Source organism: Micromonospora haikouensis (assembly GCF_000876225.1).
In the GTDB taxonomy this organism is placed as follows: Bacteria; Actinomycetota; Actinomycetes; order Mycobacteriales; family Micromonosporaceae; genus Micromonospora; species Micromonospora haikouensis.
Genome location: NZ_JXSX01000002.1, coordinates 545731 through 568591 on the forward strand (window position 1 = coordinate 545731; position 22861 = coordinate 568591).

The following is a 22861-nucleotide window of genomic DNA, read 5'->3' on the forward strand; positions in this document are numbered from 1 at the left end:
AAGCTTTTCGGGACGGGCGTCCCACATGTTGGGGTAACCCGATGTTTGCAAACGCTTACTTTGCATAAGCGCGCGACCACTCTGGAGTCACATCCCCTGATCAGGGGCTTGGGGAAATGAAGGTATTAGTTGACCGGATCACGCGATGAGTGCCGTGCGACCGTTTCCTACCTCACCGCGGCTTCCCAAACACGATCTTCTCTGATGAAATCGCGGCCGTGCCGCGCGCGGCGCTGTCCGCTGCACCGGGCACGGGTCGGCGGTTCAGGCGTGGAAGAAACGACGGAGGCGATGTCGTGAGCACCGGACCTACGACCCTGCCCGAGAGCGGCGAGTCGAACGAGCGGAGCCGGCGACGGCTGCCCCGCCTCCGGGATGCCCGGATCCGCTCGAAGCTGGCGCTGATTCTGGTGGTGCCCGTCGCGGCGGTGATCGCGCTCGCCACCATCCGGCTCATCTCCACCGGTGAGGGCGCGCTGGAGGCGACCCAGCTGCGGTCGCTGACCGCCCTGTCGATCGACGTCTCGGCGCTGACGCAGGACCTGCACAAGGAGCGGATGGCCGCGGCCACCCTGCTGGCCCGCCCGGGGGAGAAGGGCCGGGTCGACGAGTTCAACCTGCGGGTGCGCAGCACCGACGCGCGCATCGAGGCGTACAACGCCGAGCGGGCCGGCATCGGCGAGGTCCCGGCCGACGTGCGGGACCGGCTCAAGGTCATCGACGACCACCTGAAGACGCTGAACAGCACCCGCCAGGAGGTGCTGGACCGCAAGCAGATGCCGGTGGCCGAGGCGTCGCTGCGCTACGGCGTCATCGTCACCGACCTGGTCTCCTACAACGACACGCTCGCCCAGCTGCCCGGCCAGGAGGCGCTGGCCGACAACCGCCGGGCGGTGGCCGCGTTCGCCCACGCCAAGGCCGCGGTCGCCGAGGAGCAGGCCGTCGCCTACACGGCGCTGTCCTCCGGCCGGCTCGACGAGGAGCAGTTCTCCTCCTTCGTGGCCACGCTCACCAGCCAGCAGGAGGCCCTGGTCTCCTTCTCGCTGTCGGCCGACCCGGCCCAGCGGGCCCTGGTCGACGGCACCGTCTCCGGCGACGCCGTCGTGCTCGCCGACCGGGTGGCCGCCGACCTGACCCGGTCGGTCGGGCAGACCCCGCTGGTCACCGCCGCCGACGTGTCCGCCTCCGTCGGCTCGGTCAACGACCTGATGCGGTGGGCGGAGATCCAGCTCCAGCGGCGGCTGCTCGACCAGACCGAGCAGGCCCGCGCGGACGTCATCCAGCAGGCCGTCATCGAGTCGGTGCTGGTGCTGCTGACCCTGATCATCGCGGTCACGCTGGCCGTGGTGCTGGCCCGCTCGCTCAACCACTCGCTGCGCCGGCTGCGCGAGGGCGCGCTGTCGGTGGCCAACCACGATCTCCCCGACGCGGTGCAGCGGCTGCAGAGCATCGGCAACGTCGGCGACGGCGGCGTGGAGGAGATCGTCCGGCAGGTCCGGGACCCGATCAAGCTCACCAACCGCGACGAGGTCGGCCAGGTGGCCCTGGCGTTCAACGTCGTCCACCGGGAGGCGGTCCGGGTCGCCGCCGAGCAGGCCGCGCTGCGCACCAGCGTCTCCGCGATGTTCCTCAACCTGGCCCGGCGCAGTCAGACGCTGGTCGACCGGATGATCGGCGAGCTGGACGCGATCGAGCGCGGCGAGGAGGACCCGAAGCGGCTCGCCCAGCTCTTCGAGCTGGACCACCTGGCCACCCGGATGCGCCGCAACGACGAGAACCTGCTGGTCCTCGCCGGTGCCGACTCCGCCGTGCCGCGCCGCGACGACGCCCTCCTGATCGACGTGCTGCGGGCCTCCCAGTCTGAGGTCGAGCAGTACAACCGCATCGAGTTCGGCACCGTCGACACCGACATCTCGGTCGCCGCGCACGCGGTGAACGACGTCGTCCGCCTGGTCGCCGAGCTGCTCGACAACGCCACCCGCTTCTCGCCGCCGAACACGGTGGTGGTCGCCGACGGCCGGCGGATCCGCGACTACGTGCTCATCCAGGTCGAGGACCGGGGCCTCGGCCTCACCGACGAGCAGCTCGACTCGCTCAACCGCCGGCTCTCCGCGCCGTCGACGGTGGACGTGGCCGCGTTCCGGCTGATGGGTCTGGCCGTGGTGAGCCGCCTCGCCTCCCGGTACGGCATCCGGGTGGAGCTGCGGCGCAACGTGGAGGGCGGCACCGTCGCCCAGGTGACCCTGCCCGCCTCGACCGTCGTGCTGCCGTCGCTGCGGGGACGCGAGCCGGCTCCGGCCCCGCTCACCCCGGCACGCCAGCCGGCCGCGGTGGAGCAGGCCCCGCCGAGCCCGGCCAGCTTCGGTGAGCCGGCGACCGCCGGCCGCACCGCCACCCTGACCGACCAGTGGCGCACCGCCGCGCCGACGCCGGCCCGGTGGCAGGTGCCCGGCGACGCCCGGGACGCGGCGACGGCCGCGCCGTTCGGCAGCCCGACCGTGTCCCAGCCGACGATCCCGACCGTGACACCCGTGTCGCAGCCGCCCGCCTCGCAGCCGGCCGGGCCGGCCCAGCCGGCGTACGCGCCCGGCGGTGGCGCGATCGGCAGCCCGACCGTGGCGTTCCCGGCGATCGACCCGCTGCCCCGACGGTCGCCGAACGGGGAGTCCGCCCAGCCGGCCACCCCGCTCGCCCCGGCCACCCCGACGGCGTCGTTCGCGCCGGCCGCACCGCTCGCGCCGGCGACCCCGGCGTCGTTCGCGCCGGCGGCCCCGGCGCTGCCGGGTGGCCCGGTCGCCGGGATGGCACCCTCCGCCCCTTCCGCCCCGCCCGTGCCGGCCGCACCGGCCACCCCGGTGGTCGCTCGCCCGGCCCAGCAGGCGGAGGCGCCGATCTTCCGCGAGATGGAGGCGGTATGGTTCCGCTCGCACGGTGATGACGTGACCGCGATCTTCCAGCGCCCCAACTTCGACGACGCGCCCGCCCCGGCACAGGCCACCGCCCCGGCACAGGCCACCGCCCCGCCGCGGGCTCCGCTGCCCACCCGTACCCCGGGGGCCACCGCCACGGACGGCCCAAGCGCGACGACCGCGCCGCCGGCCAGCACCATGCCGGTGGCACCGCCCCCGCAGCCGGCCGCCTCCGCGACCGGCGGGCCGGCGGCGCCCACCCCGCCGCCGGCGGTGGACCCGGAGGCGTGGCGGACCGCCGCCGACGAGGGCTGGTCCCGGGCCAGCCGGGCGGCCGAACCGCCGGCCGCCGGCACCACCCGCTCCGGCCTGCCCAAGCGGGTGCCCCAGGCCCAGCTCGTCCCCGGGGGGATCGAACCGAAGAGCGGCCGGGACCGCAGCCGGCGCACCCCCGACGAGGTACGCGGCCTGCTGTCGGCCTATCACCGCGGCGTGCAGCGGGGGCGGACGGCCGGCGGGGCGGACCAGACCAGCAATTCGACCAAGGAGACGAGCCGATGAACAGGCCAGCGGCCATGCAGGACATGGGTTGGCTGCTCACCAACTTCGCCGACAGCGTGGCGGGCATCGCCCACGTGGTGGCGGTGTCCGCGGACGGGCTGCTGCTCGCCTCGTCCCGGGACCTCCCCCCGGACCGGGCCGACCAGCTCGCCGCCATCACCTCCGGCGTGGTGAGCCTGACCGAGGGCGCGGCCCGCATGTTCAGCGCCGGCGGGGTGCTCCAGACGGTCATCGAGATGGACAGCGGATACCTGTTCCTCATGTCGATCAGCGACGGCTCGTCGATGGCGGTGCTCGCCGCCCGCAGCTGCGACGTGGGGCAGGTCGGCTACGAGATGGCGCTGCTGGTCGAGCGGGTGGGCGCCGCGCTGGTGCCGCTGCCCCGCGACGCGGTGCGCGCGTAGCGCGGCCGGGCTGCACGGACAGATGACCAGACGTCGAGCGACGACGTCGACCGGGAGGAGGTGATCGCGGATGGACCAACGACGGGAGGACCCGCGCGGCGCGCTGGTGCGTCCGTACGCGGTCACCCGGGGCCGTACCGAGCCACGCCAGGACATCGCGCTGGAGGCGGTGCTGACGGCCAGCCCGACAGCCGTCGCCGAGTCCAGGTTCGCCGGTCACGACAAGCACCGGATCGCCACGATCTGCGAGGGTCGGCCCCAGTCGCTGGCCGAGGTTGCCGCGTACACCCGGATGCCCCTGGGTGTCGCCCGGGTCATCGTCGCCGACATGGTGGCCGAGGGCCTGCTGACCCTGCATACTGCCGCTCCCGCCGAGGGATACGAGGAGCGGATGGAAATTCTTGGAAGGGTGCTAAGTGGACTTCGCAGGCTATGACCCCGCCGGGGCGCGCCGCAACCGCGGGATCACCTCCGCGAAGATCGTGGTTGCGGGCGGCTTCGGCGTGGGCAAGACGACCCTGGTCGGCGCGGTCTCGGAGATCACTCCGCTGACCACCGAGGCGGTGATGACCTCGGCCGGCGTCGGCATCGACGACCCGTCGAAGGTGCCGGGGAAGCAGACGACGACGGTCGCCATGGACTTCGGCCGGATCACCATGGCCGAGGACCTGATCCTGTACCTCTTCGGCACGCCCGGCCAGACCCGGTTCTGGTTCATGTGGGACGAGATCATCAAGGGCGCGGTGGGCGCGGCGGTGCTGGTCGACACCCGCCGGATCACCGACGCGTTCGCCCCGCTGGACTACTTCGAGAACCGCCGCCTGCCGTACGTGGTGGCGCTCAACCGGTTTGACGGGGCCCCGCAGTACGAGCTGGAGGAGGTCCGCGAGGCCCTCGCCATCTCGCCCCAGGTGCCCCTGATCATGACCGACGCCCGGCACCGCGAGCCCGTCAAGCAGGTGCTGGTGACGGTCGTCGAGCACGCGATGATGCGACTGCAGGCCGAGCACGGCCGGGGCTTCCCGACTCCGGTCGGCTGACGTCGGAAAGGCTGGCGGCGGTCCGGGTCGTCCGGACCGCCGCCAGCGCCGTCTAGCCCGGCGCGGGTCCGGTTTGTCGTTACGGGCGCGACCCTCCGCGTTCACATTCGTGGACCCACGCGCGCCTCAGCGCGCCCCGCATCCCCTTTGACCTGCGGCAACTTACCCTTCTCCAAGAGATTGACGCAGCGTGACCAGTGCGCCACGGCACGCTCGACACAGGAGGAGCGCATGCGCAGAGTCACAGTGCTGACCGCCGTGGTGGCGGGCGCGGTGATCGGCCTCGCCGGCCCGGCCCAGGCCGCCGGGCTGGACCCGCAGACCCGCCGCAACGCCCTGACCGCGATGGAGGGCGAGGCGTACGCCCACGCCAGCTACCTCGCGTACGCGCAGGAGGCGGAGCGGACCGACCAGGAGGGCATCGCCAGCCTGTTCCGCGCCACGGCGGAGACCGAACGGTACGACCACTTCGCGGCCGAGGCCGAGCTGACCAACTTCGTGCACGGCAACCAGGCCAACCTGCGCGACTCGATCGCCGGTGAGGAGCACGAGGCGACCGTCGTCTACCCGTCGTACGCCGAGCAGGCCCGCCTGGACGACTGCCCCGAGGCGGCCGACCTGTTCACCGAGCTGGCCGGCGACGAGGCGAAGCACGCCGCGCGGTTCCGGGTCGCGCTGGAGGCCCTGCTGAACCCCGGCGCGGGCGTCGTCGTTCCCGTCGGCGAGGTGGTGCCGCCGGTGCCGATCGTCCGCAGCACGCCGGCCTGCTCGGGGCGGACCCAGGACAACCTGGAGACCACGCTGCGCGGTGAGGCGTTCGCCAACGCCAAGTACACCCTGTACGCCGAGCACGCCCGCGCCACCGGGCAGCGCCGGCTGGCCCGGCTCTGGGACAACACCGCCGGGCAGGAACTCGGCGAGCACTTCGCCCAGACCGCCATCCTGGCCGGCCTGGTCGGCAGCAACGCCGACAACCTGCGCACCGCGATCGCGGGGGAGGAGTACGAGGCGACCACCATGTACCCGTCCTTCTCGCGGCAGGCGGCGGCGGCCGGCGACGACCGGGCGGCGGCGCTGTTCGCCGAGATCGCCCACGACGAGGCCGACCACGCGTCGGCGTTCCTGCGGGCGCTGGTCGACCTGTCGCTCGGCGGGTCGGGCGGCGAAGAGGCGAGGAAGGGCGGCCGGCAGCCGACGAGTCCCCGGGCCTGACCAGGCCGGGGCGCGCGATCGGTGGCTGGTTGCGGTGGAACCACGTCGGCGTGTCGTGTGGTGGAGGCAGCCGACGTTCCCCGGCCCGTGTCACACGCTGTGCCGCCGCCGGCCAGCGCTCCGGCCGGGGTCAGTCGATCCGGAGGCGGTAGCCGCGCTTCACCACCGTCTGCACCACCCGGGGGGCCTTCAGCCCGGCCCGCAGCCGGGCCACCGCCATCTCCACCGCGTGCTCGTCCGCGCCGCGCGGCAGCGTTCGCAGCAGGGCGGTGCGGGACAGCACCCGACCCGGTGAGGTGGCCAGGGCCCGCAGCACCGCCATCGGCGCCGGGGCCAGCGGGCGCAGCTCCCCGTCGACCACGGCCGCGTGCCCGCGCAGGGTCAGCAGGTGCCCGGCGGCCTTGATGCTGACCGTACGCCGGGGCAGCTCGTCCACGATGGTCCGGACCAGCGCGCCCAGCCGGGCCCGGCTCGGCGCGCTCACCGGCACCCCCCGCCGCACCAGCGGCTCGGCGGTGACCGCGCCCACGCAACTGGCCAGCACGTCGCCGCGCAGCGCCTCCAGCACCGTCTCGGTGCGGTCCCCGGCGGCGCGCAGCAGCGCCTCGGCCGCCGGGGCGGAGGTGAACGTGACCGCGTCCACCAGCCGGCCCGCGACCAGGTCGATGAGCCGGTGCAGCGGCGCGGGGTCGGTCGGCGGGGCCCACCGGTAGACCGGGACCTCGATCACGGTCGCCCCGGCGTCCTCCAGCGCGCTCGTGCACTCGGGCTGCCGGTCGCCGTGCAACTGCATGGCGATCACCTGGCCGGCCACCCCGCGCCGCACCAGGTGCTCGACGACCTCCTCGCAGCTCTCCGAGTCCGGCGACCACTGGTCGTGCAGGCCGGCGGCGCGGATCGCCCCCCGCGCCTTGGGACCCCGGGCCACCACGTACGCCTGCGACAGCACGCCGCGCAGCGGCTCCGCCAGCCCCCAGCCCTCGGCCGCCTCCAGCCAGCCGCGCATCCCGATGCCGGTGTTGGCCATCAGCACGTCCGGCGGGCGGGCCAGGCACTCCCGGGTCGCCTCGCGCAGGTCCGTGTCGTCGGTCAGCGGCACGATCCGCAGGGCCGGCGCGATGACCACCCGCGCGCCGCGCCGTTGCAGCAGGGCGGCCAGCTCGTCGCGCCGGCGGTCAGCGGTGACCCCGATGGTGAAGCCGGCCAGCTCGTCGGCCATTCACCCCTCCCGTCTCAACCGCACCTCGACCAGGCCGTCCCGGCAGCGCACGTCGTGCCGGGGCACCGCCACGCCGGGCAGGTCCAGGCAGGCGCCGGTGCGCAGGTCGTACACCTGCTTGTGCAGCGGGGAGGCGACCGTCGGCGTGCCGCCGCGGCTGCCCACGATGCCCCGCGACAGCACGTACGCGCCGCCGACCGGGTCGAGGTTGTCCAGGGCGAACAGCTCGTCGCCGGTGCGGAACAGGGCGACCTGCGCCCCGTCGACCAGGGCCGCCACGCCCCGCTCCGGCTCCAGCTTCTCCAGCGGGCAGACCGGGCTCCAGCCCTGCGTGTCCGCCGCCGGGCGGCGCGTGTACGTGTCCGTCGCGATGCTCATCGCCGTACCTCCGGAAGGCCGAGGGTGACCGGTTGCCGGCGGCGGGCGGGCGCCTCGCCGTCGGGTGCCGCGACCGGCCGGGCCCGGCCGGCGGGCACGGGCTGGCCGCGTTCGACGGCGAAGGTGATCGACGGGTCCGGCACGTCGGGCGCGTTGACGAACGACGTGAACCGGCGCAGCCGCTCCGGGTCGTCGAGCACGTCGCGCCACTCGTCCGAGTACGCCGCCACGTGCCGGGCCATCTCCGCCTCCAGCTCGGCGCAGAGGCCCAGCGAGTCGTCCACGATGACCGCGCGCAGGTGGTCGAGCCCGCCCTCCATCGCCTCGATCCAGGCGGCGGTGCGCTGCAACCGGTCCGCCGTGCGGATGTAGTACATGAGGAACCGGTCGATCAGCGGGATCAGCTCCGCCGTGGACAGGTCGGTGGCGAACAGGTCGGCGTGCCGGGGCCGGAAGCCGCCGTTGCCGCCGACGTAGAGGTTCCAGCCGGTGTCGGTGGCGATGATGCCGAAGTCCTTGCTGCGGGCCTCGGCGCACTCCCGGGCGCAGCCCGACACCGCCGACTTGAGCTTGTGCGGGGCGCGCAGCCCCCGGTAGCGCAGCTCCAGGGCCACGGCCAGGCCGACGGAGTCCTGCACCCCGTACCGGCACCAGGTCTCGCCGACGCACGACTTCACCGTGCGCAGCGCCTTGCCGTACGCGTGGCCCGACTCGAAGCCCGCGTCCACCAGCCGCCGCCAGATCTGCGGGAGCTGGTCGACCCGCGCCCCGAACAGGTCGATGCGCTGCCCGCCGGTGATCTTCGTGTAGAGCTTGAACTCCTGCGCCACCTGACCGATGACGATCAGCTTCTCCGGGGTGATCTCGCCGCCGGGGATCCGGGGCACCACCGAGTAGCTGCCGTCGCGTTGCAGGTTCGCCAGGTACGCGTCGTTGGTGTCCTGCAACGACGCCCGCTCGCCGTCGAGCACGTGCCCGGTGCCCAGCGACGCGAGGATCGAGGCGACCACCGGCTTGCAGATGTCGCAGCCCCGGCCCCGCCCGTGCTCGGCGATCAGCCGAGAGAAGGTGCGGATGCCGCGCACCCGCACCACGTCGAACAGCTCCTGCCGGCTCAGGTCGAAGTGCTCGCACAGCGCCGTGGACTGCTTCACCCCCGCCGCGTCGAGGAGCTGCTTGAGCATCGGCACGCATGACCCGCAGCTCGTCCCGGCCCGGGTGCACGCCTTCAGCGCCGGCACGTCCGCGCAGCCGCCGGCGATCGCCGCGTCGATGTCGTCGCGGGTCACCGCGTTGCACGAGCAGACCTGCGCGCTGCCGGGCAGCGCCCCGGCCCCGGCCGCCGCCCCGCCGGCCGGGGCCAGCAGCGCCAGCGGCGCGGCCGGCAGCGGCCCGCCGACGCTGGCCCGCAGCGTCGGGTAGGCGCTCGCGTCCCCGACCAGCACGCCGCCGAGCAGCGTCTTCGCGTCGTCGGAGAGGACCAGCTTCGCGTACGACCGGGTCGCCGGGTCGGTGAACGTCACGTCCAGGCTGCCGTCGGTGGTGCCGTGGGCGTCGCCGAACGACGCCACGTCCACCCCGAGCAGCTTCAGCTTCGTCGCGGTGTCCGCGCCGGGGAACGTCGCCGCGCCGCCCAGCAGCCGGTCGGCCACCACCTCCGCCGTGGCGTACCCGGGGGCGACCAGGCCGTGGCAGACCCCGTCGACGGCAGCGCACTCGCCGACCGCCCAGATCCGCTCGTCACCCGTGCGGCACGTCGCGTCGACCAGCACCCCGCCGCGCGGGCCCAGCTCCAGGCCGGCCGCGCGGGCCAGGTCGTCGCGGGGCCGGATGCCGGCCGCCACCACCACCAGCTCGGCGTCGACCGTGCGGCCGTCGGACAGCTCCAGCGCGGCCACCGCGCCGTCCGCGCCGGGCCGCAGCGCGGTGGTCGCCACCCCGAGGTGGGTGGTGACCCCCAGCTCCTCGACGTAGCGGCGCAGCATCGCCCCGCCGGCCTCGTCGACCTGCACCGGCATCAGCCGGGGCGCGAACTCGACCACGTGGGTGGCCAGGCCGAGCAGGCGCAGCGCGTTCGCCGCCTCCAGGCCGAGCAGCCCGCCGCCGATCACCGCGCCGACGCGCCGGCCCCGGGCGTGCTCCCGGATCGACTCCAGGTCGTCGAGCGTGCGGTAGACGAACACCCCGGGCAGGTCCCGGCCCGCCACCGGCGGCACGAACGGGTACGACCCGGTCGCCAGCACGACCGCGTCGTACGGATGCTCGCCGGCCGCCGTGACCACCACCCGCCGCTGGCGGTCGATGGCGGTGGCCGGCTCGCCGAGGCGCAGCTCCACCCCGTCGTCGGGGGTGTGCAGGTTCAGCTCCTCGGCGGACACCCCGTCGAAGAACGCCGACAGCCGCACCCGGTCGTACGCGGGCCGGCGCTCCTCGGCGAGCACCGTGACCTGCCAGCGGCGGTCGGTGTCCCGGGCGCGCAGCGCCTCGGTGAACCGCTGCCCCACCATGCCGTTGCCGATGACGACCACCCTGCCGCCGGTGGCGGCGTCGCCTCCGGCGGTGCCCGGCCCTGTCGTGTCGCCGTTCATCACGCCACCTCCACGCGGTCGTGTCGCGCCCTCGGGCTGTCGTCGTCGGTCGGGTCCGCCGGTTCGTCGGCCGCCGGGTCGACCTCGGCGAGCCAGCCGACGATGCCGGCGAGGGCGTCGCGGCACCCGCCGCAGCCGGTGCCGGCCCGGGTCGCCGCCGACATCGCCGCGACCGTCCGGGCCCCGGCCCGCCAGCAGGCCACCAGCGCGCCCTTGCTGACGTCGTTGCACTGGCACACGGTCGCCGCGTCCGGCATCAGCGCCGGTGACGCGGCCGGGGCGGCCGGCGCGCCGCCGAGCGCCCGGCCCAGCAGCAGCGCCCGCCGGTCCGACGGCACCGGAGCGCCCCGGTCGAACAGCTGCACCACCGTGCCGACGGCCGGGTTGTCGCCGAGCAGGATCGCCCCGGTCAGCCGCTCGTCGCGGATGCGCAGCCGGGCGTACGTGCCCCGGGCCGGGTCGGCGAAGGTCAGCTCCTCGACCGGCCCGTCGCCGGCCCGGTCGCCCCCGGCGGCGGTGTCGCCCATCGCGGCGAGGTCGATCCCGGCCGCCTTGAGCCGGGTCACCGCCGGCCGGGGCCGGTACGCCGCGTGCGCGTCCGCGCCGCTGAGCAGCTGCGCCACCACCCGGGCCTGCGCCCAGGCCGGCGCGACCAGCCCGCTGGGCGTGCCGTCGTGCTGGGCGCAGTCGCCGATCGCCGAGACGTGCGGGTCGCTGGTGCGCAGCCGGTCGTCGACCACGACGCCCCGCTGCACCGCCAGCCCCGCCGCGGCGGCGAGGGCGGTGTCGGGGCGCACCCCGCAGGAGAGCACCAGCAGGTCGGCGGCGAGCGACGAGCCGTCGGACAGGTCGAGCCGGACGCCGTCGGCGTCGGCGGCGAGCCCCGTCGCGGACGCGCCGAGGTGGGCGCGTACGCCGAGGTCGGCGAGCGTGCCGGCGAGCACCGCGCCGGCCGTCGGGTCGAGCTGCCGCTCCATCAGGTGCCCGTTCGGGTGGACCACCGTGACGTCCAGCCCCCGGGCGGCGAGCCCCCGGGCCGCCTCCAGCCCGAGCAGGCCGCCGCCGAGCACCAGCGCGCGGCGCGCGCCCCGGGACAGGGCCAGGATGCGTCGGCAGTCGCCCAGGGTGCGGAAGACGGCCACCCGGTCCGGCAGGCGCGCCGGGTCCAGCCCCGGCAGCGGCGGCACCACGGCCCGGCTGCCGGTGGCGAGCACCAGGTGGTCGTACCCGATGCGCTCGCCGTCGCCGGTGCGCACCTCGCGGGCGGCGCGGTCGATCGCGGTCACCGCGACCCCGGTGCGCACGTCCACGCCGTGCCCGGCGGCCTCGGTCAGCTCCACGTCCGGCTCGTCGACCTTCCCGGCCAGCAGGGTGGAGAGCATGATCCGGTTGTACGCCCGGTGCGGCTCCGCGCCGAGCACGGTGACCTTGCGGTCCCCGGGGCGGGCGTGCAGCTCGGCGGCGAGCCGCGCGCCGGCCATCCCGTAGCCCACGATCACGACGGCGGTCATGCTTCGGCCCTCTCCACCCGGACGGCGCAGATCTTGAACTCCGGCATCCCGGAGACCGGGTCGACGGCGTCGTTGGTGACCGAGTTCGCCCGCGCGGCCCCGCCCCAGTGGAACGGCGCGAAGACCGTGTCGGGGCGGATCGTCGGGGTGAGCCGGGCCGGGGCGCGCAGCTCGCCGCGCCGCGAGGTGACGCGTACGTCCTCGCCGTCGCCGACGCCGAGCCGGGCGGCCAGGTCCGGGTGCAGCTCGACGAACGCCCCCGGCGCGGCCCGGCGCAGCGCCGCCACCCGGCGGGTCTGCGCGCCGGACTGGTACTGGGCGAGCACCCGGCCGGTGGTCAGCCGCAGCGGATACTCGGCGCACACCTCCTCGGCGGCTGGCCGGTGGTCGACCGCGCGGAACCGGGCCCGCCCGTCGGGGGTGGGGAACGCGTCGGCGAACAGCCGCGGCGTGTCCGGCGCGTCCGCGTCCGGGCAGGGCCAGAACACCCCGCCGGCGGCGTCGATCCGGTCGTAGCTCACCCCGGCGTAGTCGGCGACCCCGCCGGCCGAGGCCCGGCGCAGCTCGCCGAAGACCTCCGCCGGGTCGTCGCCGAAGCCCGCCTTCGCGCCGAGCCGGTCGGCCAGGTCGGCGATGATCGCCAGGTCGGTCCGCACGCCCGCCGGAGGCGTACGCACCGCGCGGCGGCGCAGCACCCGGCCCTCCAGGTTGGTCATCGTGCCGTCCTCCTCGGCCCACTGGGCGGTGGGCAGCACCACGTCGGCCAGCTCGGCGGTCTCCGAGCGCACCAGGTCGGCGACGACCAGCAGGTCCAGGTCGCGCAGCCGGCCCTCGACCCGGGCCGCGCGGGGCGCGGACACCACCGGGTTGGAGCCGAACACCAGCAGCGCCTTCGGGCCCGCCGGGGTGCCGAGGGAATCCAGGAGCTGGTACGCGGGCACGCCCGGCCCGGGCAGCTCGTCGGCGCTCACCCCCCACACCCCGGCGACGTGCGCGCGGGCCGCCGGGTCGGTGATGCTGCGGTAGCCGGGAAGCTGGTCGGCCTTCTGGCCGTGCTCTCGCCCGCCCTGGCCGTTGCCCTGGCCGGTGAGGCAGCCGTAGCCGGAGCCGGGCCGGCCGGGCAGGCCCAGCGCCAGCGCGAGGTTGATGAACGCGGTGACCGTGTCGACGCCCTTGGCGTGCTGCTCGGCCCCCCGGGCGGTGAGGATGATCGCGCTGCCCGCCGTGGCCAGGGCCCGCGCGGTGGCCTCCAGGTCGGCCACCGGTACGCCGGTCAGCCGCTCCACCTCGGCCGGCCAGTAGCCGGCCACCGTCCGCCGCACCTCGTCGAAGCCGGTGGTGCGCTCGGCGACGTACGCCCGGTCGACGTAGCCCTCGGTGAGCGCGATGTGCAGCAGCGCGTTGGCCAGCGCGAGGTCGGTGCCGGGCACCGGTTGCAGGTGCAGGTCGGCCTGCCGGGCGGTGGCGGTGGCCCGGGGGTCCACCACGATCAGCGTCCCGCCGGCGGCCTGCTGGTCGGCGACGTGGCGCATCAGCGGCGGCATCGTCTCGGCCGGGTTCGCGCCCACCATCAGCAGGGTGCGGGCCCGGCCCAAATCGGCCAGCGGGAACGGCAGCCCCCGGTCGACGCCGAACGCGCGGTTGCCGGCCGCCGCCGCCGACGACATGCACCAGCGCCCGTTGTAGTCGACGTGCCGGGTCCGCAGCGCCACCCGCGCGAACTTGCCCAGCGCGTACGCCTTCTCGTTGGTCAGCCCGCCGCCGCCGAAGACGGCGACCGCGTCGCGGCCGTGCCGGTCCTGGACGGCGCGCACGCCCCCGGCGACCCGCTCCATCGCCTCGGCCCAGGACGCTGGGCGCAGCTGCCCGGTGCCGGCGTCGCGCACCAGCGGGGTGGTCAGGCGGTCGGGGTGGTCGAGCAGCTCGGCGGCCGTCCAGCCCTTCTGGCAGAGGCCGCCACGGTTGGTGGGGAAGTCCCGGGGGAGGACCTCGACCCGCCCACCGGTCTCGCGCAGCGTCATGCCGCACTGGAGGGCGCAGTACGGGCAGTGCGTCGCCGCCTCCCGGGGGGAGTCCCCCGGGGCAGTCGCCGGTCGTGCACCGTCTGTCATGTCGGCAAAGCGTGCCGCCGGGCGGTTTCGGGTCAGCGTCCCGTTTGTTTCGGTCCTGTCAAGAGCGCCTCACACCGCACAGGAGAAACCCGCCGGACCTCCTGTTCGATCATCCAGGGCTGCCGGATCAAGGGGAGCGGGCGCCCCTTCTCGTGCCACATAGGGAGCTGAGTCATCTACGCCATCACGGCCGACGGATGATCCTCGCCGGTCGCCGGTCGCCGGTCGCCGGTCGCCGGTCGCCGGTCGCCCGGTCGGTTGCCCGGTTGCCGGTCGGTGGTCGGCAGCGGGTCGCGGGTTGTCGGTCCTGGGCCCTGGGGCGTGGCGGGCCCTGATGTCGTATTCGACTCAGCTGCCTAGTGGCGGCAGGAAGCCCTCCCGGCCACACCCACCTCTCGACAGCGTGAGCCCTTCGCCGGGGTTGATGGCCCGGGGCAGGGGGATGACCTGTGGTCATACCGGGAGTAGGCTGGGTGGCATGACTGCGAAGGTGACACTCTCGTTCTCCGACGACACGATCGAGGAGGCGCGCCGGTTCGCCAAGCGCGAGGGGCTGTCGCTCTCCGCCTGGATGGACCAGGCCGCCCGGGAGAAGGCGCTGCGCGAGGTCTTCACGGCGCACGCCGACGCCGTCAACCGGGCCGGGCTCGACCTGGAGACCGCCGCCGTCGCCGACGCCCGCGAGGTGGCGATGGTCGACGACGTGCTCTTCGGTGGGCGGCCGCGTGCTGCGTAGGGGAGAGGTCTGGCGCATCTCCGGCGCCCGGGAGCGGCTCGGGCTGGTGATCAGCTCCGACGTCTACAACTCCACCGACGTGCCCATCGTGATGGTCGCCGAGGTGGTCGAGGCGGCGCTGCTGCGCGACTCGCCGCTGGCCGTGCCGATGGGCGGGCACGTGGTGATGCCCGACCGGCTCTCCTCGCCCATGAAGCAGTGGTTCACCGAGTGCGTGGACGTGGCCGACGCGGACACCATGCAGCGGGTCGCCCGCGCGTTGCGTATCCTGCAACAGCTCTGACCGCACCCCGCGCCGCTGGCCCCGCCCCGACCGGGATCTCACGATTGTCCCGACCCGCCCTGTGCGGCGGCTGTTGCGTCGGCGACTCCCGCGACGAATCTTCCGGTAATCCCGGCCTCCTAACTTTCTGGCGGAACCGCCCGTCGCCCGTCCCCTCGGCGCCGGGTGACGTGGACGCAGCGCCCGGCCGGGAGGAGACAGCGGATGACCAGCACGGTGGTCGAGACCGAACCCACAGGCGAGATCGACCTGCAACGCCGGCCGGGCCGGTGGATCGGGCACTGGGACCCCGAGGACCAGGGCTTCTGGCGGACCGTCGGCCGGTCGATCGCCCGCAGGAACCTCGTCTACTCGATCTTCGCCGAGCACATCGGCTTCTCGGTCTGGCTGCTCTGGAGCATCGTCGTCGTCCGGCTCGACGACGTCGGCTGGCAGCTCAGCACCAGCCAGGCGCTGTGGCTGACCGCCGTGCCCAGCGGGGTCGGCGCGCTGCTGCGGCTGCCGTACACCTTCGCGGTGCCGATCTTCGGCGGCCGGAACTGGACCATCGTCTCCGCGCTGCTGCTGGTCCTGCCCTGCCTCGGCCTGGCGTGGGCGGTCGAGAACCCGGAGATCGGGTACGTCCCGCTGCTGCTGATCGCCGCCACCGCCGGCCTCGGCGGCGGCAACTTCGCCTCCAGCATGGCCAACATCTCCTTCTTCTACCCGGAGCGGGAGAAGGGCTGGGCGCTGGGCCTCAACGCCGCCGGCGGCAACATCGGCGTCGCGGTCGTGCAGTTCCTGGTGCCCCAGGTGGTCGTGCTGGGCGGCGGGCTCGCGCTCTCCCGGGCCGGCCTGATGTACGTCCCGCTCGCCGTCGCCGCGGCCGTCTGCGCGTACCTGTTCATGGACAACCTGGCCGAGGCGAAGGCCGACGTGAAGCCGGTCCTGTCCTCGCTGCGGCACGCCGACACCTGGATCATGTCGCTGCTGTACATCGGCACGTTCGGCTCGTTCATCGGCTACTCGGCCGCCTTCCCCACCCTGCTCAACTCGGTGTTCGGCCGGCCCGACATCGCGCTGAGCTGGGCGTTCATCGGCGCCGGCATCGGCTCGTTCTTCCGCCCGTTGGGCGGGCGGCTGGCCGACCGCATGGGCGGGGCCCGGGTCACCATCGGCAGCTTCGTGCTGATGGCCGTCGGGGCGTACGGCGCGCTCTGGTCGGTGCAGGAGCGCAGCCTGGGCGTGTTCTTCGCCGCGTTCATGCTGCTGTTCGTGGCGACCGGGATCGGCAACGGGTCGACGTACCGGATGATCTCCAAGATCTTCCGGGTCAAGGGGGAGGACCTGGGCGGCTCCCCGGAGACCATGCTGTCCATGCGCCGACAGGCGGCCGGGGCGCTGGGCATCATCTCCTCCGTCGGCGCGTTCGGCGGCTTCCTCGTCCCGATCTGCTACGCCTGGGCCAAGTCCACCTACGGCGGCATCCAGCCGGCGCTGCGCTTCTACGTCGGCTTCTTCCTGGTGCTGCTGGTGGTCACCTGGGTCGCGTACGTGCGGCCCGGCTCCCGGATGGCCCGCGCCGGAGTGTGACCCTGGTCATGATCGAAACGGGGGGCCGCGCCGGGCGGCCCCCCGTTTTGACCTGCCGACCCGGCCCCGGGTATCGTTGCCTGCTGTTGTACGACATTTAGAGGCGTGCCGCATCAGGTACGCTTGGTCGTTCGTGCGCGCTGGTCCGGCCGGGTTGTCCTGGTCACCTCGGCGCGCGACCCCAGACCGACGACGAGACAAGGTAGACCTGTGCGTACGTACAGCCCGAAGCCGGGTGAGATCGAGCGTCAGTGGCACGTCATCGACGCCTCTGATGTCGTGCTGGGCCGCCTCGCGACCCACGCCGCCACGCTGCTGCGTGGCAAGCACAAGCCGACTTTCGCGCCGCACGTCGACACGGGCGACTTCGTCGTCGTCGTGAACGCGGGCAAGGTCGCGCTGACCGGCAACAAGCGCCAGCAGAAGGTCGCCTACCGCCACTCCGGTTACCCGGGCGGCCTCAAGCAGGTCGGCTACGAGGAGCTGCTCAGCAAGCGCCCCGAGCGGGCCATCGAGCTGGCCGTGAAGGGGATGCTCCCGCACAACAAGCTCGGCCGTCAGCTCATCAAGAAGCTGAAGGTCTACGCCGGTGCCGAGCACCCGCACGGCGCGCAGCAGCCGACGCCGTTCGAGATCAAGCAGATCGCGCAGTGAGCGCGGGCGAAGGAAACAGCATGACCGACATCACCGAGACCGAGGTTGCCCCCGAGGCCACCGAGGCGCCGGCGCCCGTCGTCCGCGCGCCCCGCGGCGACCGCCCGATCCAGACCGTGGGCCGCCGCAAGGAGGCCATCGTCCGGGTGCGCATCGTCCCCGGCAGCGGCAAGATCACCTGCAACGGCCGCGACCTCGAGGCCTACTTCCCGAGCAAGGTGCACCAGCAGCTCATCAAGGACCCGCTGGTGACCGCCGAGAAGCCCGAGGCGTTCGACGTCATCGCCAACCTGCGGGGCGGCGGCACCACCGGCCAGGCCGGTGCGCTGCGGCTCGCGATCGCGCGGGCGCTGATCGTCAGCGAGCCCGACGACCGCCCGGCCCTGAAGAAGGCCGGCTTCCTGACCCGTGACGCCCGGGTCAAGGAGAGCAAGAAGTACGGCCTCAAGAAGGCCCGTAAGGCTCCCCAGTACTCGAAGCGCTGACCAACAGCGGCACGTTGTACTTCTGACGAAACGGCCGGGTCCACCTCTCCTCGCCGGGAGGTGGCCCGGCCGTTTCGCTTTCTCTCTTGCACCATTTCATCGGAGGTTGGCGGGTATGGGCCGGTTGTTCGGCACGGACGGCGTACGCGGACGCGCGAACGCGGATCTCACCCCGGAGCTCGCGCTCGCGGTGGCGGTGGCCGCCGCCCACACACTGGCCGAGACGGACCGCAGCCATCCGCCGCTGGCCGTGGTCGGCCGGGACACCCGGGCCAGCGGCGAGATGCTGGAGGCCGCCGTGGTCGCCGGCCTCACCAGCGCGGGCGCCAACGTCGTGCGCGTCGGCGTGCTGCCCACCCCCGCCGTGGCGTTCCTCACCGCCGAGGCCAAGGCCGACCTGGGCGTGATGCTCTCCGCCTCGCACAACCCCATGCCCGACAACGGGATCAAGCTCTTCGCGGCCGGCGGCCACAAGCTGCCCGACGAGATCGAGACCCGGATCGAGGCGGCCGTCGAGGCGAACGCCGTCACCGCGTGGGACCGGCCGACCGGCGCCGGGGTGGGGCGCGTGCACGACCTGCTCGACGGCGCGGACCACTACGTGCAGCACCTCGTCGGCACCGTGCCGCACCGCCTCGACGGCATCAAGGTCGTGGTCGACTGCGCCAACGGCGCGGCGGCCGAGGTCGCGCCGGTGGCGTACCGGGAAGCGGGGGCCGAGGTCGTCGCCATCCACGCCGAGCCGGACGGCCTCAACATCAACGACGACTGCGGCTCCAACCACATCGACGCGCTGCGCGAGGCCGTGGTCGAGCACGGGGCGCACCTGGGCATCGCCCACGACGGCGACGCCGACCGGTGCGTGGCGGTCACCGCCGACGGGGTCGAGGTCGACGGCGACCAGGTGATGGCGATCCTCGCCGTGGCCATGCGGGAGGCCGGCGCGCTCACCGACGACACGCTCGTCGCCACCGTGATGAGCAACCTCGGCCTGCGGCTGGCCATGTCCGCGCAGGGCATCCGGCTGATCGAGACGAAGGTCGGCGACCGGTACGTCCTGGAGGAGCTGCGCGGCTCCGGCCTCGCCCTCGGCGGCGAGCAGAGCGGGCACATCGTCATGCCGGCCTACGCGACCACCGGCGACGGGGTGCTCACCGGGCTGCACCTGATGGCCCGGATGGCCGCCACCGGCCGCACCCTCGCCGACCTGGCCGCCGTGGTGACCAAGCTGCCCCAGGTGCTGATCAACGTGCCGGTCGGGGATCGCTCGGTGGGCGCCGCCGCGCCGGCCGTCCGGGCCGAGGTCGAGCGGGCCGAGGCGGAACTGGGCGAGACCGGCCGGGTGCTGCTGCGCCCCTCGGGCACCGAGCCCCTCGTCCGGGTGATGGTCGAGGCGGCCACCGAGCAGGCCGCCCGCGAGGTCGCCGAGCGCATCGCCGAGCAGGTCCGCGCCGCCAGCCCCGCCTCCTGAGCCGCCCCGCACCTCGCGTTGCGGTGGCCGGCTCGGCATGACGGGTCGCCTCGCGACGCGCCGTGCCGGCCCGGCCGGCGGGGTCGGGCTCACAGGCGGAGACGGGCCACCCGGTCGTACGTGTCGGCCGGGTCCTCGCCGTCGGTGAGGTCAACGTCCTCGACGATCCGCCCGTCGCCGAGCCGGACCAGCCGGTCACACCTGGCGGCGATCGCCCGCTCGTGGGTGGCCAGCAGGATCGTCATCCCGTGCCGGTCCCGCAGGTCCAGCAGCAGGTCGAGGATCTGCCCGCCGGTGGTCGAGTCCAGGTTGCCGGTCGGCTCGTCGGCCAGCAGGAGGTTGGGCCCGCCCATCAGCGCGCGGGCGATGGCGACGCGTTGCTGCTGGCCGCCGGAGAGCTGCGCCGGCAGGGACCGCTCCCGGCCGGCCAGGCCCACCGCGTCCAGCAGCTCCCGGGCCCGGGCGGCGTGGTCGGCCTGGCCCCGGCGGGGCAGCATCGGGGCGATCACGTTGTCCAGCACGGTCAGCGCCGGCAGCAGGTGGTAGCGCTGGAACACGAAGCCGATCCGCTGCCGGTACCGGGCCAGGGCCGACCGCCGCAGGCCCGTGACCTCCACGTCGTCCACCGTCACCGTGCCGCTGTCGGCCTGCTCGATCGCCCCGATCAGGTGCAACAGGGTCGACTTGCCCGAACCACTCGGCCCGGTGAGCGCCACCACCGACCCGGCGGCGACCTCCAGCGACACCTCGTCGACCGCGGTCAACCGTTCCGTGCCGGAGCGGAACCGCCGGACCAGCCCGGTCACCCGGACGGTGCTGCCCATGGTCGCGTCCATCGTCATTCCTCCGTGAGCAGTCGAGCGGTCGGCAGGCGGCGCAGCAGGGCGGCCGGGACCAGCGCCGCCGCACAGGTGACCAGCACCCCGGCCCCGGCGACCGTGGCGGCCACCAGCACCAGCGCGCCCGGCAGGCCGCCGACCAGCCAGGCCGCGCCGCCCAGACCGAGCGCCGCCCCGGCGAGGGCACCGAGCACGCCGAGAAGGAACCCCTCGTAGCCGATCAGTCGGGCCAGCGCGGCGTCCGTCCAGCCGACCGCCCGCAGCGTGGCCAGCTCGGCGGCCCGGTCCCGAATGTTCAGGTAGAGCACGTCGGCGACCGCCGCCGCGCCGAGCAGCACCGTCGCGACGGCCGCCAGGGTGTCAGCGCCGCGCACGCTCACCGACACCGTGTCGCCGAGCAGGCTGCCGACGATCGCGCCGCGGAACGCGTACCCGGCGGCGGTAACCAGGGTCAGCGCGGCCACCCCGATGGCCAGCGCACCGGAGCCGAGCAGGGTGCGCCCCGGCGTGCGGGCCAGATTGGCCAGGGCCAGGCCCGCCAGAGTGCGCGGGCGGCGTACCCAGCGGGCCGTCGCCACCGGTGGGCGCAGCGCGGCGGCCGGGTGGGCGCGCGCGGCCCGCAGCGCCGGCACCAGGCCCGCGACCAGCGCCAGCAGCAGGGCCACCGGCACGGCCAGCAGCGCCCGCCGCCACCCCACGTCGATGCCGAGCGCGGCACCGAGCGGGAACGCCAGGCCCAGCGAGAGCAGCCCGGCGACCAACCCCAGGGCGGCGACCTCACCGAGGATCAGCGCGCCGATCCGCCGGGCCGGCCAGCCCAGACAGGCGAGCACCGCCAGCTCGGACCGGCGGTCCCGGACGGCGGCGGCGACCGCGTTGCCGAGGAAGAGTGCGCAGACCACCAGCACCAGCACGAAGAGCGCGACGCTCTTGCGGTCCACCGCCTTCGTGATCACGGAGGCGACCCCGAGGGCGGACCAGTTCTCGGCCAGCCGCAGCGCCGGCCGTCCGAACGAGCCGGCGGGCAGCTCCACCGCCTGCGGGGCCGGGGACGAGCCGAGCGTGATGTCGACGTCGAGCCCGGTCGCCTGGGCGATCCGCTCGGCGACCAGCCGGACCCGCTCGGCTGACTGCTCGGTGTATCCGCCCACGTCGGCGACCCGGACCCGGATCGCGCTGATCGGGGCACCCACCTGCGGGCTGCCGCCCCCGGCCAGCAGCTGCGGCACGCTGGCCAGGCTGGTCAGCAGCAGCGGCGGCGCGGCGAGGTGGCCGGCGGGGTTGCCGCCCGGCTCCAGCGGTCGCCCGCCCAGTGCGCTCCGGCTGGCGGCGTCGGCGCCCTGGGCGGCCGGCGGCTCGTACGTCTCCAGCGGCACCCGCCCGAGGTCGCTGAAGCCCGCCAGCCTCCCCGGGTCGAAGACCCCCACGGCCCGCCAGCCCCGGTACGGCGGGCTGCTCCTGCTGCCCTGCTTCAACGGCACCCGGCTCAACACCCGGGCGCCCGTGTCCCCGGCCAGCCAGGGGCGTGGATAGGGGTTGAACGTCTGCTGGTCGCCGTAGACCTGCGGATCGGCCGCAGCGACCGCGCCCACCCGGAGCGTGCCGTCGGGCAGCCGGTCGTACCGTGTCGGGCCGGCCTGGACCATCGCCTGGAGCTGCCCGGAGCAGCAGCCGTCCGGGGAAACGCCCGCGGACAGCCGGCCGCGCCAGCCGGCGACCACGTCGCCCCGGCCCTCGCCGGCCGCGAGCGTGGGCCCGCGCCGCAGGGCCCGCTCCAACTCGTCACGGTCCACGCCGGCGGGGCGGGCGGCGGGCAGCCGGGTGAAGTGGGCGCGCAGCTCCGCGTCGACGAAGGGCCGGTTGGTCGCGAGCACCGGCACGTTGAGCAGCTCCGACGAGCCGGCGGACCGGACGCTCGCCGTGTCGTCCGGGCGCAGCGACCGCCCGTCGACCACCGCCCCGCCGAGACCCACGAGGCGGTCCTCGGCCGTCGGGTCGACGGCCGCGAGCAGCAGTGGCACCGTCAGCCCGACCGCGATCCGCAGCCGGTCCGAGGCGGAGGAGGAGCCGGGCCCCGCATCGGCGAGCACGCCCGCGCCGGCCTCGAACCGGCCGTCGGGCCGCAGTCGTACGGCCACCAGCGACCACTCGTCGAGCTCCGAGTAGGTCCCCGGACTGCCCAGCGCATACCGCGGGTCGCAGACGGCCCGGGTGCGGCCGTCGGGCAGCACCTCCCGGGGCGCGGGCCCGCACGCGGCGACCCACGGGTAGCTCCGCCCGTCCGTGTACGGGGTGGCGTCGCTGCTCTGGGGCAGGTCGACGCGGGGGTGGATCAGCGGGTGGGTCGTGACGTACACGTAGCGGGGTCGACCCGGCGCGGCGGAGAGCCCGCGCTCGGCGACGAACCGGGGGTCGACGCGGATAACCTGCCGGTCGAGCGACCGGTCCACCGCGTCGGTCAGGTCCAGCGGGGTCGGCACCCGGGCGGTGGACCAACCGAGCATGGCGATGGGGGCGGCGACGTCGACCCCGGCGACCGCCTTCACCCGCTCGTACTGGGCGGTGGTGATGCCGCCGAACAGCCCGGAGAGGTAGTTGGGCTGGACCAGCCGCCGTTCGGCCTCCAGGGGGGTGCGGGCGCCCTTCGGGCGCACCAGGATGTCGTAGGCGGCGGCGGTGCTCTGCTCGACGGTGCCCGTGACAGCCAGCCGGGAGGTGGTGGTGGCGCCGGTCAGGACGACGAAGCCGGTGGTCGCCACCAGCACGCCGACCAGCAGCGCCACCGACCGGCCCGCACGGCCGCGTAGCTGCCTCCAGACGAAGTTGAGCATGTCGCGCCTCCCCGTGTGCTGACCACACTGTGCGCGATACATTGTGACAATGCAAGG

Annotated in this window: 18 protein-coding genes; 11 read left to right on the forward strand and 7 right to left on the reverse strand. The window is 74.6% G+C overall.

Annotation, left to right across the window (positions count from 1 at the left end):
- Positions 1-296 precede the first annotated feature (296 nt).
- The 5 genes from TK50_RS19095 (at position 297) to TK50_RS19115 (ending at position 6126) form a co-directional block, all read left to right on the forward strand.
- Positions 297-3470, forward strand: a complete 3174-nt coding sequence (locus TK50_RS19095) for a sensor histidine kinase (protein ID WP_043965585.1) — start codon at positions 297-299, stop codon at positions 3468-3470.
- Positions 3467-3874, forward strand: coding sequence for a roadblock/LC7 domain-containing protein (locus TK50_RS19100; RefSeq protein WP_043965587.1), 408 nt, complete (start codon positions 3467-3469; stop codon positions 3872-3874). The genes TK50_RS19095 and TK50_RS19100 overlap by 4 nt, the downstream gene beginning before the upstream one ends.
- Positions 3875-3944: 70 nt before the next feature.
- Positions 3945-4310 (forward strand): DUF742 domain-containing protein, encoded by a 366-nt coding sequence (locus TK50_RS19105; RefSeq protein WP_007072983.1) that lies wholly within the window; start codon positions 3945-3947, stop codon positions 4308-4310.
- Entirely contained in the window at positions 4291-4914 is a 624-nt protein-coding gene (locus tag TK50_RS19110; protein ID WP_043965589.1) for a GTP-binding protein, read from the forward strand. The genes TK50_RS19105 and TK50_RS19110 overlap by 20 nt, the downstream gene beginning before the upstream one ends.
- 231 nt (positions 4915-5145) lie before the next feature.
- On the forward strand, positions 5146-6126 hold the full coding sequence (locus tag TK50_RS19115) for a ferritin family protein (protein ID WP_082106451.1): 981 nt from the start codon (positions 5146-5148) through the stop codon (positions 6124-6126).
- Between the two features lie 130 nt (positions 6127-6256).
- On the opposite strand, the gene TK50_RS19120 is transcribed toward TK50_RS19115, so the two are convergent.
- The 5 genes from TK50_RS19120 to TK50_RS19140 are packed head-to-tail and all read right to left on the reverse strand — an operon-like array spanning position 6257 to position 13933.
- Entirely contained in the window at positions 6257-7345 is a 1089-nt protein-coding gene (locus tag TK50_RS19120) for a uroporphyrinogen-III synthase (protein ID WP_043965592.1), read from the reverse strand.
- Complete coding sequence (nirD, locus tag TK50_RS19125) at positions 7346-7723, reverse strand: nitrite reductase small subunit NirD (protein ID WP_043965593.1); 378 nt, start codon at positions 7721-7723, stop codon at positions 7346-7348.
- Entirely contained in the window at positions 7720-10311 is a 2592-nt protein-coding gene (nirB, locus tag TK50_RS19130; RefSeq protein ID WP_043965596.1) for a nitrite reductase large subunit NirB, read from the reverse strand. Before nirB ends, nirD begins: the two co-directional genes overlap by 4 nt.
- Complete coding sequence (locus TK50_RS19135) at positions 10311-11822, reverse strand: FAD-dependent oxidoreductase (protein WP_043965599.1); 1512 nt, start codon at positions 11820-11822, stop codon at positions 10311-10313. Before TK50_RS19135 ends, nirB begins: the two co-directional genes overlap by 1 nt.
- Positions 11819-13933 (reverse strand): molybdopterin oxidoreductase family protein, encoded by a 2115-nt coding sequence (locus TK50_RS19140; protein WP_082106452.1) that lies wholly within the window; start codon positions 13931-13933, stop codon positions 11819-11821. The genes TK50_RS19135 and TK50_RS19140 overlap by 4 nt, the downstream gene beginning before the upstream one ends.
- A gap of 478 nt (positions 13934-14411) precedes the next feature.
- On the opposite strand from TK50_RS19140, the gene TK50_RS19145 reads away from it, so the two are divergent.
- The 6 genes from TK50_RS19145 to glmM all read left to right on the forward strand — a co-directional run bounded on the left by TK50_RS19145 (position 14412) and on the right by glmM (position 19134).
- Entirely contained in the window at positions 14412-14669 is a 258-nt protein-coding gene (locus tag TK50_RS19145) for a DUF6364 family protein (RefSeq protein WP_043965603.1), read from the forward strand.
- A complete protein-coding gene (locus tag TK50_RS19150; protein ID WP_199486097.1) occupies positions 14647-14952 on the forward strand; it encodes a type II toxin-antitoxin system PemK/MazF family toxin in 306 nt (101 codons plus the stop codon). Before TK50_RS19145 ends, TK50_RS19150 begins: the two co-directional genes overlap by 23 nt.
- Before the next feature lie 204 nt (positions 14953-15156).
- Entirely contained in the window at positions 15157-16524 is a 1368-nt protein-coding gene (locus tag TK50_RS19155; RefSeq protein ID WP_043965605.1) for a NarK family nitrate/nitrite MFS transporter, read from the forward strand.
- A 210-nt stretch (positions 16525-16734) separates the two neighbouring features.
- Positions 16735-17178, forward strand: a complete 444-nt coding sequence (gene rplM / locus TK50_RS19160) for a 50S ribosomal protein L13 (protein WP_043965607.1) — start codon at positions 16735-16737, stop codon at positions 17176-17178.
- Positions 17179-17198: 20 nt separating this feature from the next.
- On the forward strand, positions 17199-17663 hold the full coding sequence (rpsI, locus tag TK50_RS19165; RefSeq protein ID WP_043965609.1) for a 30S ribosomal protein S9: 465 nt from the start codon (positions 17199-17201) through the stop codon (positions 17661-17663).
- Positions 17664-17778: 115 nt separating this feature from the next.
- On the forward strand, positions 17779-19134 hold the full coding sequence (gene glmM, locus TK50_RS19170; protein ID WP_043965611.1) for a phosphoglucosamine mutase: 1356 nt from the start codon (positions 17779-17781) through the stop codon (positions 19132-19134).
- An 89-nt stretch (positions 19135-19223) separates the two neighbouring features.
- Here the strand turns inward: glmM and TK50_RS19175 are convergent, their stop codons facing one another.
- Both TK50_RS19175 and TK50_RS19180 read right to left on the reverse strand, forming a co-directional pair.
- A complete protein-coding gene (locus TK50_RS19175) occupies positions 19224-19970 on the reverse strand; it encodes an ABC transporter ATP-binding protein (protein ID WP_043965612.1) in 747 nt (248 codons plus the stop codon).
- 2 nt (positions 19971-19972) lie between these two features.
- Positions 19973-22804 carry an FtsX-like permease family protein gene (locus TK50_RS19180; RefSeq protein ID WP_043965613.1) on the reverse strand — a complete coding sequence of 944 codons (2832 nt, stop codon included), beginning with the start codon at positions 22802-22804 and terminating at the stop codon, positions 19973-19975.
- Positions 22805-22861 lie beyond the last annotated feature (57 nt).

Excerpts from the sequence above, each read along its gene's own strand:
- TK50_RS19135 (WP_043965599.1), bottom strand. The coding sequence starts at position 11,822 with ATGACCGCCGTCGTGATCGTGGGCTACGGGATGGCCGGCGCGCGGCTC.
- TK50_RS19115 (WP_082106451.1), top strand. The coding sequence starts at position 5,146 with ATGCGCAGAGTCACAGTGCTGACCGCCGTGGTGGCGGGCGCGGTGATC.
- TK50_RS19120 (WP_043965592.1), bottom strand. The coding sequence starts at position 7,345 with ATGGCCGACGAGCTGGCCGGCTTCACCATCGGGGTCACCGCTGACCGC.
- TK50_RS19175 (WP_043965612.1), bottom strand. The coding sequence starts at position 19,970 with ATGGACGCGACCATGGGCAGCACCGTCCGGGTGACCGGGCTGGTCCGG.
- TK50_RS19155 (WP_043965605.1), top strand. The coding sequence starts at position 15,157 with ATGACCAGCACGGTGGTCGAGACCGAACCCACAGGCGAGATCGACCTG.
- nirD (WP_043965593.1), bottom strand. The coding sequence starts at position 7,723 with ATGAGCATCGCGACGGACACGTACACGCGCCGCCCGGCGGCGGACACG.
- TK50_RS19145 (WP_043965603.1), top strand. The coding sequence starts at position 14,412 with ATGACTGCGAAGGTGACACTCTCGTTCTCCGACGACACGATCGAGGAG.
- TK50_RS19105 (WP_007072983.1), top strand. The coding sequence starts at position 3,945 with ATGGACCAACGACGGGAGGACCCGCGCGGCGCGCTGGTGCGTCCGTAC.
- rpsI (WP_043965609.1), top strand. The coding sequence starts at position 17,199 with ATGACCGACATCACCGAGACCGAGGTTGCCCCCGAGGCCACCGAGGCG.
- TK50_RS19180 (WP_043965613.1), bottom strand. The coding sequence starts at position 22,804 with ATGCTCAACTTCGTCTGGAGGCAGCTACGCGGCCGTGCGGGCCGGTCG.
- TK50_RS19140 (WP_082106452.1), bottom strand. The coding sequence starts at position 13,933 with ATGACAGACGGTGCACGACCGGCGACTGCCCCGGGGGACTCCCCCCGG.
- glmM (WP_043965611.1), top strand. The coding sequence starts at position 17,779 with ATGGGCCGGTTGTTCGGCACGGACGGCGTACGCGGACGCGCGAACGCG.
- TK50_RS19100 (WP_043965587.1), top strand. The coding sequence starts at position 3,467 with ATGAACAGGCCAGCGGCCATGCAGGACATGGGTTGGCTGCTCACCAAC.
- nirB (WP_043965596.1), bottom strand. The coding sequence starts at position 10,311 with ATGAACGGCGACACGACAGGGCCGGGCACCGCCGGAGGCGACGCCGCC.